Raw genomic sequence first — 14144 nt, 5'->3', positions numbered from 1 at the left:
GCATGCACCGGCCAAGAATCGTCCCCAACGCAACAATCGCCTGCGTTTTACGGGGCACAAACAGGGTGCCAAGATCGCAAAAGCGACCAACCGCCCGCGGCCAGCCCGTCATTCTGGATTCGAGCGTTATGCAATGATTTGATGAATTGGTTGAGTTTCCTCGACGCCGACCAAACGCTGGTCCAAACCACCATAGAAGTAGGCTAAGTGATTCGGATCGAGCCCCAGTTGATGCAGAATGGTCGCATGGACACGGCGAACATGCAGGCGATCCTCCACCGCTTCGGCACCTAATTCATCGGTCTTGCCAAAGCTCATGCCGCCCTTGATTCCACCTCCGGCCATCCACATCGTAAAACCGTACGCGTTGTGATCTCGGCCCGTGCCCTCAGCGTATTCCGCGGTCGGCTGACGTCCGAACTCGCCACCCCACACAACGAGCGTTTCGTCAAGCAACCCTCGCTGCTTAAGGTCCTTAAGCAAAGCGGCTACGGGCTGGTCCGTCTCGCCAGCATGCTTGGTGTGGTTTTCGACAAGGTCACCGTGTGCGTCCCAGTTCGAATCGTTGTGGGCACCGCCGGAATAGATTTGAATGAAGCGAACGCCGCGCTCAACCAAACGTCTGGCCATCAAGCATTGACGGCCAAAATATCGAGTTTTCTTTTGATCGACGCCATACAGCTTCTTGGTCTCAACCGATTCCTGCGACAAGTCGACCGCCTCCGGCGCGGTGCTTTGCATCTTATAGGCAAGTTCATAGCTAGCGATCCGGGCCGCTAGCTGGGAGTTCCCTGGATGAGCCATTTCGTGCGACTCGTTGTATGTCCGCAATGAATCCAGCATTCTTCGCTGGGCAGGATCGGACAATGCATCGGGTCGTTTCAGATCCAAAATAGCCGTCCCTTCACTGCGAATCACAACGCCTTGATAGGTCGCGGGCATGTATCCACTGGCCCAATTCTTCGGGCCGCTAATCGGACCACCGGAACCATCCAGCATGACAACGAAACCGGGCATGTTCTCGTTCTCGCTACCCAGTCCGTAGTTCACCCAGGAACCGAGACAGGGGCTTCCGCTTTGGATCTTGCCGGAATTCATCTGCAGCATGGCCGACCCGTGAATAGGCGAATCAGCCGTCATGCTGTGCAAGAAGGCAATGTCATCAACACAAGTCGCCACGTTGGGGAACAGCTCCGACACCCACTTACCGCAAGCCCCGTGTTGTTTGAACTTCCAGCGAGGCTCAACGATACGCCCGGTGTTCTTGTGCCCGCCCCGGCCGAATGTCTTCACTTCGATCGTCTTATTGTCCATCCCGATCATCGCGGGCTTGTAGTCAAATGTGTCCATGTGACTGGGCCCACCGTACATAAACAAGAAGATCACGGACTTGGCCTTGGGGGCAAAATGGGGCGGCTTGGACGCCAACGGATTCTGCCATTGCGCACTACCATCGGCCGTGGTTTCCTGACCGTTCAGGAACGACTTATCCAACATGCCCGCCATGGCTAGCCCAGTGAAGCCGCCTCCGGCCTGCCACATGAACTCGCGACGTGTTCGGCTACAAAAATTCTTAGTCATAATGTTGAACTACTCAATGTATACGAATTCGTTTAGATTCAGAGCCAAAAGGCAAAAGGTCCGAAACGCTTGCAGTCGCGACATGGAATCCACGGACTGAAGTTCTTCGACAAACTTGTTACCGCGTTCGATCTCTTCCGCACTCGGTTCACGCTGCATCACGCGGGATAGAACTTCGCTCACCTGCCCCTCGATCTTCGCCGATTCCTCCATCACCGATTCAGCAAGCAACCACGCCTGTTCGTTGGTGAATTTGCTGTTCATCATTCCCAACGCCTGCGTCGGCTGAGTTGTGATGAATCGAACGGCACACGTATTGTCGGTATCGGCGGAATCATTGGTCGCCAAGATGGGGACCGGTAATGAACGCTTCACGTGAATGTAGACACTCCTCCGACTGCGTTCTTCCGGCGTCGAATCTCCCCAACCTTTGCCAGGCTGTGATTGCCCCGCCAATACTTCTTGAGGCTGGATCGGAAAGAAGCTTGGCCCATACATCTTGGTCAAGTTCAATTGATGGTTGACCGCCAAAATCGAATCACGAATCTCCTCCGCGGTCAAACGCTTCAAATCGAAACGCCAGAATCGATCGTTCTCGGGATCAATGTCATAAGCCGTTTGGTTGTACTGGCCCGACATCCGATAGGTGCTCGAATGCAGGATTAGTCGATGCATCGCCTTCATGCTCCAACCACTGGAAACAAACTCCGTCGCTAGCCAATCAAGCAATTCGGGATGCGTGGGCGGATCGCCTTGAAAACCAAAATCACTGGAACTTCGCACGATTCCCCGCCCAAAATGGTACTGCCACAACCGGTTCGCCATCACGCGAGCGGTCAGCGGATTGTCCGCACTTGCCAACCATTTGGCTAACGCCAACCGTCGCCCTGTGGATTCACCGTGCGCGGGAATCGAAATCTCTGGCTCAGGTGGCGAAAGCACAGACACGAAACTCGGCTGGACTTCCCTTCCGGGGATATTCGCGTTACCACGAACGCGAATAAAGCTAGGGTCAGCCTTTGAGCCAGCTTCTTTCACCGACAAGATTGGGATTTGACCGGGCGGCTTCTGTTCCAGCTTTTTTGCTTCTTTGGCCGCCAACTTGTACTGTTCAAATTGTTTTTGATTCAAAAGCGTTCCAACACGTTGCTTGACCAACCGCAGGCGGTTCGTCGGATGAGCATACTCTTCATGCTCCACCGGTTGAAAATCGGCTTTCACGATGGACTCGATTTCATCGATCGTCTGGCGAACCTTGCTTAACTGCGCCTGATAACGACGATTCTCTTCTTCCGAAACGTCACCACCGGGCACGTTCCGGATGGATGCGTCTTCGACCGACTCACCACTCCGTACTCCGTAACGACGAATGTTCTCGAAGAACGAAAGCATGCTGTAGTAATCAGCCTGCGGGATCGGATCGATCTTATGGTCGTGACAGCGTGCGCAATCCACCGTCAACCCCAGGATGGTCTTGCACGTCACACCGATGATGTCATCCAGTTCATCGTATTTCGCTTGAACACTATCGGCGGGCTCATCATCCCAGGCACCCAACCGGTAGTATCCCGTCGCAATTAGATCGTCGACCGACGGATCGGGAAGCTCATCACCCGCGAGTTGCTCAATTAGGAACTGGTCATATGGCTTGTCTTCATTGAACGAGCGAATCACGTAATCCCGATATCGCCAAGCGAACGGCTTGGCATCATCGCGTTCAAAGCTGTTCGTCTCGGCATAACGCACCAAGTCCAGCCAATGCCGGCCCCACTTTTCGCCGTATTGCGGTGACTGAAGCAGCTGTTCAACAACCTTTTCGTACGCGACGGGATCATCATTTTGAACAAACGCTTTGATTTGTTCCGGGGTGGGTGGCAAACCAGTCAGATCGTAGCTGACTCGACGCAATAGTTGCGTTTTCGACGCGGGCAAGGAAGGCGTCAGGCCAACCGACTCAAGTCCCGATAGCACAAATGCATCAATTCCGTTTTGGATCCAACCGTCGTTAGTGACGCTAGGAAGTTGAGGGCGTCGAACGGGCTGGAAAGACCACCATTGCTTGGTTTCCTCATTGACCTGAGGAACTGAAGAGTGATGTTCAGCAGAAATCTCAACCTCTTCGGCAGCAGGAATCGGCACGCCGAGCTCCACCCATTTCGTCAATACTGCAATTTGTTCTACGGCTAGCTTTCCTTCCGGCGGCATTTCATAGGTGTCATAGTTGATTGCCTTCAGCAAAATGCTCTCGTCGAACTGGTCGTCGTTGATCGCGGTGCCGGAATCACCACCTCGACGAATCGAGGCTCGTGAAGTCAACGCGAAGCCACCACTCAAGTCTTCGGGATCAACACCGTGACACTCGAAGCAATGCTTCGCGAGGATCGGCTTCACCTGCATCCGATAGAAATCGTCATGCACACCGGCTTCCTCATCGGATGCTTGAACAGTTGGCATTCCAGCGAGCACCACGATGAAACCAAGGGCAAAATGCAAGCACGCGATGCCTGGATGGGAGCGCAAATATCGATCCATAGAGGAACTGAAAAGGATGGAGGGAAAAACAGGCGGGAGGGAAACGTCCCATAGCAAACAACGGGAGTCGTTTTACCGAAAAGGTCAACACGATCGCATACCGCACATACACCCATAACAAGGATGTCATGTTGGTTATCATGCAAACGCACTGCGTGAGAAAACCTAACTTCATTCACGCACTAAGCATCTTAGAGATAAGCTGCTTTAAGTGAATGAGAATTGACGCAAACCTTTTGAGCTATTCACCCGAATAGCGGCATCGACACCAATTCGCTTAACATCTTCTGCTACGATACCGACCACTTGAATCCTACTGCTTTCGATTGGCCGAAATGCAGGTTTGATTACGCTGTCGAAGACCATAGGTTGTTTTGCTAATTCTTAATGCACTCGGCCCCAGACATCGGCAATCCGCTTCGCTGCATCATTCGCTATATCCGGCAGACCTCACCTTTTTCAGTCATGAACCATTAGAAGGTTTGGCAAGACCAAAACACGGACCAAGATTCAAAAACTCCTTACTTAAATCCATCCCACTCACCGAACGTCCGGCGTCTCTGCACTCACCGTCGCTAAGCTTTTCCGCTAAACGGCTTTGCCGACACAGCGAGCGATCCCCGGAAAGCTTCTGAACCCGCCCCCCTCGTTCATTAAGGAACATCGCTTCATGGACTTCATTCTGACGATTGGATCTTTTTTATTCTTCACCGGCTTGGTCGCGGTACTGACGTGGTGGTTCACTAAGAACGATGATCACGCCAGCATGGGCGGGTATTTTCTTGGTGGCCGCACGCTGACCTTCCCGCTGATCGCCGGTTCGCTGTTGTTAACCAATCTGTCCACCGAGCAAATGGTGGGGCTAAACGGTGCGGCCTTCACCGACGGACTTTGCGTGATGGTGTGGGAGGTGGTTTGCGTCGTCGCGCTCGTCTTTATGGCCTGGTTCTTTCTGCCGAAGTTTCTACGCAGCGGCGTTTCCACGGTGCCACAGTATCTGGAGATCCGGTTTGACCATCAGACACAGGTAATTACCAATATCATTTTCTTGATGGCCTACGTCGGCATCCTCCTGCCGATCGTTCTATACACCGGCGCGACCGGGCTGATCGGGATTCTGGACATTCCATCAATGCTGGGCACCTTGCCTGAAACACTGGGCATCGCCCCCCATTCCGTTGCACTGTGGATGATCGTTTGGCTGGTTGGGATTGTCGGCTCGATCTACGCACTTTTTGGTGGACTGCGAACAGTTGCTGTATCCGACACGCTCAACGGCATTGGGCTGCTGGTGGGCGGAATCTTGATTGCCTACTTTGCGTTGTCGCACTTAGGTGGCGACGGTGGTTTTGTCGAGGGCACCAAGACGCTTATTGACGACCAACACGACCGCTTCAACTCCGTCGGTGGCCCCGAAAGTTCAGTTCCATTCGGAACGGTTTTCACGGGTATCTTCCTACTCTTTTTGTTTTACTGGACCACCAATCAACAAATCATTCAACGCACGTTTGGGGCCAGCAGCCTCGCCGAGGGGCAAAAGGGAGTCCTGCTGACAGGAGCATTGAAGCTACTGGGGCCGCTTTACCTGGTGCTTCCCGGAATGATCGCTTATTCGCTATTCGCGGGGCAGGACATCGACAAGGACCACGCCTACGGGATGCTCGTTAACGCCGTGCTTCCGGCACCACTGACTGGATTCTTCGCCGCCGCGATGATTGGTGCGATCCTGTCGAGCTTCAATTCCGCGCTGAACAGTTCGTGCACGCTGTTCAGCGTTGGGTTGTACAAAAGCGTGCTGAAGACGGAAGCGTCGGATGAACAAGTTGTTCGGTCCGGAAAGATCTTTGGTTGGGTCATCGCAATTGCCGCCATGGTTATCGCCCCACTTCTTGATCACCCCGTTATCAAAGAGCGAGGCATCTACGATTACCTGCAAAAGATGAATGGCATCTACTTCATCCCAATCTTCGCAGTCGTGCTGGTCGGCATGCTGACAAGGCGAGTTCCGGCCATCGCGGCCAAGATTGGCCTTGTCGTGGGTTTTGCCGTCATCGCGATCGGCTACTTCGTTTCGCCATTTGACAAAATTGTCGCTTCGCTTCACGAGTTTCACTTTTTGGGGATCGTATTCGCTTGGCTACTCGTCTTGATGCTCGTTATCGGCGAACTGCATCCCCGGGAAACGGAATTCGTTCAGGAAGACGTTGGCGCCGTCGACATGACGCCGTGGCGTTACGTGAAACCAGTTGGCATGGTGCTCATCCTAATCGTGTTCGCCATCTACGCGACCTTCGCCGATTTCTCGGTGCTCACCCGTGATGGCTGAAGTTTTCTTTAACATGACGATCCAGCTTCGGACATAGGGTGCATATGGAACACGCACGTTGCGGCCAACACGCCATGCCGACCAAATTCGATCGGACGATTCGGCGCGATTCAATCACGCCCACAGCATCTTCCCGATTCTGATTCACCATCACTCCCCTTCTCCTTCTCCCTCCCTCTTTCCAACCAATCAACATGCACCGCCTCTCGATTCATGCGACTTTCATCGCCGTCGCTCTATTTGCGACTTCTCCGTTTGCTCATGCCGCTGACACGCTAGGGCACCGCGTCTTGCTAGGCGGGCAAGGTCGCTTGGCGATCATTGAGCCTGATGGCGGCATCAGTTGGCAGATGGAGTGGGGCGGGATTCATGACCTACATCAACTATCAAACGGAAACATCCTGACTCTGGATAACGGCAATCAAGTTGTCGAGATCGATCCCAATACCCAACAAGTTGTCTGGCGATACGATGCCTCGCAACGTAACGGCAACGTTGGAAAACGGGTCGAAGTGCACTCGGCAATTCAAATCGACGAGGACCGGTTCATGATCGCCGAGTCAGGAACGGCCCGAATGATTGAAGTCAACCGAGGCGGCGAACTGCTCAAAGAGATCCCTCTCGTCGTTACGAATCCCAACGCCCACAGCGACACCCGGCTGGTACGCCAAACCGAGGCAGGCAACTACCTGGTCGCCCACGAAGCCGACAGCATGGTGCGAGAATACGATGGCGTAACCGGTGATGTGGTTTGGGAGTACATGGTCCCAATGTTCGGCAAGGAACCGCGAGGCGGACATGGACCGGAAGGCTATGGCAATCGACTGTTCGCCGCCATTCGCAAGCCCAATGGCAACACCCTGATTGCGACCGGTAACGGCCACAGCGTTTTGGAAGTCACTCCAAAGAAGGAGATCGTCTGGCAGATCCACCAAAACGAACTTCCCAACATTCGCTTGGCATGGGTGACCACACTGGAACTGCTACCCAACGGCAACATCGTGCTTGGCAATTGTCACGCCGGCGAGGGGCAACCGGTTCTGATCGAGGTGGATCCCAAAACCAAACAAGTCGTCTGGACGCTCGATCGCCACCAAGACTTCGGCAACGACGTGTCCAACACGTTACTGCTAGACGCCGTCGGAACATCGATCCGCTAAGCTAAACGAGGCGGCAAGCTATTCTTTGCCGAGGCCGCCGTCCTGCGATTGCGTTGGGCTCTGCAGTTCGCGACTGAACACGCATTTTGGTGTCAGACGCAAAGACTGGCTATCCGACCGCTCTCGTTTCCGCTTCGATAGAGCCACGGATCTCGCGCCAACCAATTCAATAAAAATCTCCTGCTGCAGTATTTACCAATACCACAGCAGGAGAAGTGTTGTTCAATCCTGATTGAGATTTAGAGCTCAGTGTCGATGACCTCTTTAGCCGCACGAGTCCCAAGTGCTCCCCAAAGTCCGTAAGGACTCACCGAGCCGGCTGGGGTGAAGCCATTCCCATCATGACGAACTTGAATTGCGGCACTGTCACCCGCTTCGATAGAGTCCGTAATGAACTTCACTGCTCCATCAGCCATCAACACGTGAACTCCGCCTTGGTGTCGACTGCTTGCTGTTGGGTTGCCTTCCCCTTCTTGCGTGTCCTGGAAACAAAGTTCATCGTTGGGCGGCAAGACGGTCAAGAAACCTGTGTAGAGTGGGCGAGCCAACGCCCATTTATAGCCACGACGCTGTTCCGAATCTCCTGCGGTCGGAACTCCCGTTCCCTTCCAAAACTGCGGACGTTGTGGGTCAATGTACTGCCGGCACGATAGGTTCTCTTTCCAGAGGTCTCCGGCAGGGCTATCAACGGCCATGGTGCGCTTATCACGGTCTCCCAAGTCAGTTGTGATTTCCGCCATCGCGACCGTGTTTGCCAAACCGTCCAAGATATCACGAAAGGCAGTTTGGTAACGTGGAACAAAAACACCTCGGCATGCCGAGCGTTCGTAGGCTGCATACCCACGCGATGTTCCGTTGTCGGCAGTATCGCCGACCTGGCTGAGCGTTCCGGAATCTCCCAGTGAGGCGGCGTAGTTGGTACGACCAGCCGCGGGAAGTCCGACACCTGGATCACTTGGACAACGATAGCTAGGGATGTTGCTCATCCAGGGATCGTATGGCACGACGGCATGGTCGGCGAGCTGTCGATTGGGCCAAGGCCCCATCGCGACGAATCCGCTGGCCGTTGGGTTGCTGATCTGCTCCCATAATGCCTGTTGTTCGATGAACGGCAAGATGCCCACCAACATGGAAAGGTCGCAGCGGTTCGTGCCTGGCGTCGATTTGCCGTCTCCCACGAACGTGTAAGTACCACTGCCGTGCTTGGGCAACTTCTTGTAAGCAGAATGGTAGTTGTGAAGTCCAAGACCGATTTGCTTGAAATTGTTACTGCAGCTCATCCGACGGGCTGCCTCACGAGCCGCTTGCACGGCGGGTAAAAGAAGGCCAACAAGCACGCCGATGATCGCAATCACCACCAGCAATTCGACCAACGTAAAACCACTGTGCTTTGGTTTCACAAACCTAGTATCAACAGACATAAGACAACGTTCTCCTAAGAACCGTAAATCAAGAAACAAAAACTGAATGATGCGAGAAAACAATGTTCGCATCACGTTTAAACGGAAACATGACCGTGTGGCCACTGACGCATCAGTGAACGGCGACTATTGGTAGTCAGCGGGGTTGGCGGGAGCCACATCCTTCTTGGGCTCTTTGAGCTCAGGATGCGCGTCCAGATACTCTTCCACTTCGCTTTTAGAAGTGGCGGCGGGGCCACTTGAATCTTCACAACCGACCGCAGTGAAGAACAACACGGCTAGCAATGCCGTGAAGAACGAGCCGAGCGAGACAGGGCTCAATCCTGTGTAAAGACGTGAGTAGGTGCTCATAAGAATCCCGTTAAGAAGAAGGAAGATTGAGAACACACGGTTCCCAGTTAGCCACCACCGAAAAACCGATCGGTCGCGTGATTGTCGCTAGAGAAAAGCGAATCGTGGTGAAAAGCCGGAAGCTACAGAGGTATACTGCCGCCCCGGCAATGCCCCAGACCCGTCCACTAAGCTTCTTTAGCGGGACGAATGGCAGCAATGTAATATTGCGCAAAACCAATGAGGTTTCTGGCAAACGCTAACGAAAACCCGAGTCATTCAGGACTCAAGACGCATTGGCTCTGATAGAACAACCGTTCGATTCGGTGGAACCAAGTGGCGGTTCTTCACTGCTAGGTAACTCGCTTGGCGGACAACTAGTCCCGCATTTACTAAACACCGACATGCGTTCAGCACCAGCTTTAACAAAGGCTTGCCAATCGTTGGTATCACGCACAAACCGCCGATACGCTCGGTTAGCTCGTCGTTCAGCTAGAAGTGTCAGGAAACTGTTAGATTTCGAGTAAAACCGAGGCATCGCTCGACATTCTTTTCATAGAGAGGCATTGGCGTTTGGCAAATTCACGTTTTTCATTTGAAGACCTGCTCGAACAGGCACAGAATCCGGTGCTCGGCTATTTAGTCAGGCTGACGGGGTCGGTGCATGCTGCGCAGGACACTCTTCAGGCGGCCAACGTGACGGCACTGGAAAAGCAGGAATCCTTTCGACCGGGAACTAATTTCGCCGCATGGCTGTGCCAAATTGCTCGGAACCATTTTCGAAATCACTCTCGCAAATACGCTGCCACGAAAGCGGAAGCGTTGGTGGACGATCGTTTGCATGACGTGATTGAACGACGCTATCGAGAGCGACTCGCTCAGCGCCGAAAGCAATCGAATTGGGAACGACTGGATCGCTGCTTGCAAAGCTTACCCGATCATCAACGCGATCTCGTCGAAGGATTTTACTTGCGTGGTCACTCGTTAACCGACTTGGCCGAATCGACAGGTCGAAAGCCCAATGCGATTGGCCAAGCATTGCACCGGGCGCGAAATGCCCTTGTGGACTGCGTCAAGTTCCAAGCCGAATCGACCGCGATGCAAAACCACCCACACAAAACACCCGCGGCAACCGCCACACTCAACAAGGTGCCAAAGTAAAATGATTTTTCCTCACCGTTACGATCAACTGCTGCAAAAGCATCTCGCCGGTGTTCTGACGACCGAAGAAGTCGTGGAGCTGCGTGAGATTCTCGAAACGGACCCGCAGGCTTTGGATCGATATTTGGATCTATGTGAATTGGACGAGCAACTCGTCGCGAAAGCGGATTGGGTCGCCTCCCCGTCCGGCACTTTGTCCGCCGCCGCGTCTACTTCGCGTGCCACCGAGCACTCTGGGGTGATCCTAACCCGTCTGTTTGTGGTGGCGTGTGTGATCGTTGTTGTTGGACTCGTCGTGCGTCAGCAAATGTTGCCGTCGTCCAATGCTGTTATGGTTGCCGCTCGCAACGATGACGCGTCGCCGAGTCAGGTTTCCAATCAAGAATCCAATCCGACATCACGACGAACGCCGAATCCTCGGAAAGTGATCAACGCGTCGGGCTCGATGAAGCACCCCGCTTTGTCGGAGGCATCGATCCCGGTGGTTCAGGCTGCGGCTAAGCAACGGATCAAATTCAATCGGGACATCCGCCCCATTCTTTCGGAGACCTGCTTCTTATGTCACGGTCCCGATGACCATGGTCGTCGAGCGGACTTGCGTCTGGACACGCACGAAGGTGCAACCGCGGATCTCGGAGGATACACGCCGATCGCCCCTGGTGACTTGTCGAACAGCGAAGTGTGGAACCGGATGATCAGCGATGATCCTGAACTGCTGATGCCACCGCCGGAATCGCATCTGGTGTTAACCAAAGTTCAAAAAACGCTGATTCGACGTTGGATCGAAGAAGGCGCGCCGTACGAGGGTCACTGGGCATTCATACCACCGGTGTCGCCGCTTGTTCCCGAGGTCAATTTGACTGACGAAGTGACTCAGGACAGGTGGGGCCGAAACGCAATTGATTCGTTTGTGGCTCAGGGGCTTGTCAACGCGGGACTGACACCATCGCCCGAGGCGAATGCGCGAACGCTGATCCGTCGGCTGACCTTTGATCTTACGGGACTGCCGCCTACGATGGAGCAGGCTGACGCGTTTGCACGTGACTACCCCAACGGCGGTGAACGTGTTTACCAGGACGCCATCTCGCGGTTACTCGAGTCACCGCACTTCGGCGAACGGATGGCATTGCCGTGGCTCGACCAATCGCGATACGCGGACACGAATGGGTATTCGATCGATGGCGGCCGCAGCATGTGGATGTGGCGAGATTGGGTGATCCAAGCCTACAACGACAACATGCCGTACGATCAGTTTTTGATCGAACAGCTAGCAGGTGATTTACTTCCCGACGCAACCGACGCCCAGCGAATTGCCACGGGCTTCAACCGCAACCACATGATCACGCACGAAGGCGGCACGATCCCCGCCGAGAATCTTGCCAACTATGCGGCCGACCGGGTTAAGACTACCAGCGAAGTGTTTTTGGGGCTCACGATGGGGTGTGCCCAATGCCACGACCACAAGTACGATCCGATCTCACAAAGAGAGTACTACCAGTTCCTGGCCTTCTTCAACGAACTCGATGATCGCGGTCTCGATGGTAACGGCGGACGGAACTCCGGTCCCACGCTCAACGCAGTCATGGTGCTGAAAACTCAGGAACTCGATGACATCGACGTAGAGCTTGCCCGATTACGCGACCGTCTCTCGCAGGAAACGAGTGGGTTTGATCAATGGCTCGAATCGCAACGGTCTGACGAAGAGTCTCGCGGCGATGGTTTTCGTTTGGTTGACCTGGAGTTGATCGATGTCTCCAGTCCAAACCGGCCCGGACCCATCACGTTTGAGCCAGACGGCTCCGTTCAACTCACTCGGCCCAGCGGTGGGCTGAATGGATTGAGCCACTCGATGCGGTTGCCCACTGGTGCGTCAGACGAACCAGAGTTGGTCTCGGGAATTCGCATTCAATTTTTGCCGCAAAAGACCGGCGACGGTGATGCATCACGCATGTCATTGACCCCCTTTCCCGCTGGAGTACCGAAGATCTCGACGGTTCTTGTTTCCGCGACGGCGCAACCCGCCGATCAGGTCGATTACCATCGCCAACTTGCCTTTTCGAAAGTATCCGCAAGCAGCCAAGCGGCCGAGCATGCGGCGGCAGGTATCGTGGTCGAAGACAGTAGGCAATGGTGGCAGCCCTCCATCGGTGATTCGGCTCAGCGATTGACACTGACATTCGCCGAACCGGTTGATCCCCGAGAGACGCCGTACTTGAGCGTGTTGATCTTTTTCGGCCAGCCAAATTCGTTGGCGTTTCAGTGGAAGATGCAACCGTTCTCCGGCAAGGACACCGACAGCCGGTGGAACGAACCGATCGCCCAGGCAATCGCGACCCCGCAAGAGCAATGGGACGACACGACTCGCGGTCTCGTCTTAAACGCCTTCCGAGAATCGGCGGCTGAATTGGAACCGCTCCGCGTTCGTATCGCGAATTTGGAGGAACGGCGTGATGTCCTCACGTCCGCTCACTCAACCATGGTGATGAACACGTCCGCGAACCCGCGTGAGACTTTCGTTTTGAATCGCGGCCAATATGATTCACCGCTCGAACGCGTCACTGCTCAAACGCCCGGCGTGCTGCCGGAACTGATTCCCGCCGCAGCCCCCGAACCGGTTAATTCGGAAGCTGCTGATTTAACGGAATCCCGCGATGCGAAAGTGAATCGATTGGATCTCGCGAATTGGCTGGTCGCTGCGGATCATCCGCTGACGTCCCGTGTCGCCGTGAATCGTTTTTGGGCGATGTTTTTTGGAACCGGGTTGGTAGCGACGTCGGCCGATTTCGGATCCCAGGGTGAGTACCCGAGCCATCCTGAATTGCTCGATTATTTGGCGACTCGATTCGTTGAAATCGAGTGGGACTCCAAACAACTCATCCGAGAAATCCTCAGCAGTTCGACGTACCGTCAGAAGTCATCGGCGACCCAAGAGCAAATCGAGTTGGATCCCAAGAATCGTCTGCTTGGGCGTGGGCCCCGGTTTCGTTTGCCTGCCGAATTCATTCGTGACCAAGCTCTCGCTGTGAGCGGTTTGCTGGCACCACGAGTGGGCGGACCCAGTGTGCAGCCATACCAACCGCCGGCGTTGTGGAAAGAGGTAAGCCACTTCGGCAGCACCCCCGCAACCAAACAAGTCTTCGTTCAAGATCACGGTGAAAAGCTTTATCGCCGTAGTCTGTACACGATCGTCAAACGGACCAGTCCACATCCCGCGATGGCCGCCTTCGATGCACCGAGCCGCGAGATGTGTACGGTCGATCGTGGTGCAACGAACACTCCGATTCAGGCACTGGTGACGTTGAACGATCCTCAATTCACCGAAGCCGCACGGGTTCTCGCCGCTGCGATACTTCGGGCGCAACCGGCTAGCGAACCTGACTCACGGATTAAGTATGCGTTCAGCCGAGTGCTCAAACGATCGCCCAGCCAACGTGAACTGCAAGTTGTCGGCAAGCTGTTGCAATCCGAACTCGCCCGTTTCAGTGCTGCTCCGGACGAGGCTGCGGCCGCGATCTCGGTAGGCGAGTCACCACCCTCCGACGACATCGATGTCGTCGAGCAGGCGGCATGGATGCAGGTTTCAACCTTGCTGCTGAACCTCAGCGAAACCCTCACACGCGGCTGACCGACCCT

8 protein-coding genes are annotated in these 14144 nt (G+C 54.6%); 4 read left to right on the top strand and 4 right to left on the bottom strand.

The window, feature by feature from the left end:
- Positions 1-126: 126 nt before the first annotated feature.
- Together ACR3ZL_RS13715 and ACR3ZL_RS13710 are read right to left on the bottom strand one after the other, a co-directional pair.
- Positions 127-1581, bottom strand: a complete 1455-nt coding sequence (locus tag ACR3ZL_RS13715) for a DUF1501 domain-containing protein (protein ID WP_473652568.1) — start codon at positions 1579-1581, stop codon at positions 127-129.
- Positions 1582-1590: 9 nt separating this feature from the next.
- Entirely contained in the window at positions 1591-4113 is a 2523-nt protein-coding gene (locus tag ACR3ZL_RS13710; RefSeq protein WP_473652569.1) for a PSD1 and planctomycete cytochrome C domain-containing protein, read from the bottom strand.
- 670 nt (positions 4114-4783) lie between these two features.
- Here ACR3ZL_RS13710 and ACR3ZL_RS13705 point away from each other — a divergent pair.
- Complete coding sequence (locus ACR3ZL_RS13705; RefSeq protein ID WP_473652570.1) at positions 4784-6439, top strand: solute:sodium symporter family transporter; 1656 nt, start codon at positions 4784-4786, stop codon at positions 6437-6439.
- Between the two features lie 194 nt (positions 6440-6633).
- Complete coding sequence (locus ACR3ZL_RS13700; protein WP_473652571.1) at positions 6634-7599, top strand: outer membrane protein assembly factor BamB family protein; 966 nt, start codon at positions 6634-6636, stop codon at positions 7597-7599.
- A 239-nt stretch (positions 7600-7838) separates the two neighbouring features.
- Here the strand turns inward: ACR3ZL_RS13700 and ACR3ZL_RS13695 are convergent, their stop codons facing one another.
- Positions 7839-9020 carry a DUF1559 family PulG-like putative transporter gene (locus tag ACR3ZL_RS13695; RefSeq protein ID WP_473652572.1) on the bottom strand — a complete coding sequence of 394 codons (1182 nt, stop codon included), beginning with the start codon at positions 9018-9020 and terminating at the stop codon, positions 7839-7841.
- Positions 9021-9146: 126 nt separating this feature from the next.
- Positions 9147-9371, bottom strand: coding sequence for a hypothetical protein (locus ACR3ZL_RS13690; protein ID WP_473652573.1), 225 nt, complete (start codon positions 9369-9371; stop codon positions 9147-9149).
- Between the two features lie 552 nt (positions 9372-9923).
- Between ACR3ZL_RS13690 and ACR3ZL_RS13685 the strand changes: the two genes are divergently transcribed.
- Both ACR3ZL_RS13685 and ACR3ZL_RS13680 read left to right on the top strand, forming a co-directional pair.
- Positions 9924-10511 (top strand): sigma-70 family RNA polymerase sigma factor, encoded by a 588-nt coding sequence (locus tag ACR3ZL_RS13685; protein ID WP_473652574.1) that lies wholly within the window; start codon positions 9924-9926, stop codon positions 10509-10511.
- Between the two features lies 1 nt (position 10512).
- On the top strand, positions 10513-14136 hold the full coding sequence (locus tag ACR3ZL_RS13680; RefSeq protein ID WP_486173558.1) for a PSD1 and planctomycete cytochrome C domain-containing protein: 3624 nt from the start codon (positions 10513-10515) through the stop codon (positions 14134-14136).
- The last annotated feature ends 8 nt before the right edge of the window (positions 14137-14144 follow it).

The sequence above is a fragment of the Rhodopirellula sp. J20-39 genome, assembly GCF_057365095.1.
The sequence above is the reverse complement of the archived record's forward strand: the minus strand, read 5'-3'. Positions and strand labels throughout refer to the sequence as shown.

What these genes read in the sequence shown, in the direction of transcription:
- ACR3ZL_RS13715 (WP_473652568.1), bottom strand. Translation starts at nt 1,581, where the DNA reads ATGACTAAGAATTTTTGTAGCCGAACACGTCGCGAGTTCATGTGGCAG.
- ACR3ZL_RS13710 (WP_473652569.1), bottom strand. Translation starts at nt 4,113, where the DNA reads ATGGATCGATATTTGCGCTCCCATCCAGGCATCGCGTGCTTGCATTTT.
- ACR3ZL_RS13705 (WP_473652570.1), top strand. Translation starts at nt 4,784, where the DNA reads ATGGACTTCATTCTGACGATTGGATCTTTTTTATTCTTCACCGGCTTG.
- ACR3ZL_RS13700 (WP_473652571.1), top strand. Translation starts at nt 6,634, where the DNA reads ATGCACCGCCTCTCGATTCATGCGACTTTCATCGCCGTCGCTCTATTT.
- ACR3ZL_RS13695 (WP_473652572.1), bottom strand. Translation starts at nt 9,020, where the DNA reads ATGTCTGTTGATACTAGGTTTGTGAAACCAAAGCACAGTGGTTTTACG.
- ACR3ZL_RS13690 (WP_473652573.1), bottom strand. Translation starts at nt 9,371, where the DNA reads ATGAGCACCTACTCACGTCTTTACACAGGATTGAGCCCTGTCTCGCTC.
- ACR3ZL_RS13680 (WP_486173558.1), top strand. Translation starts at nt 10,513, where the DNA reads ATGATTTTTCCTCACCGTTACGATCAACTGCTGCAAAAGCATCTCGCC.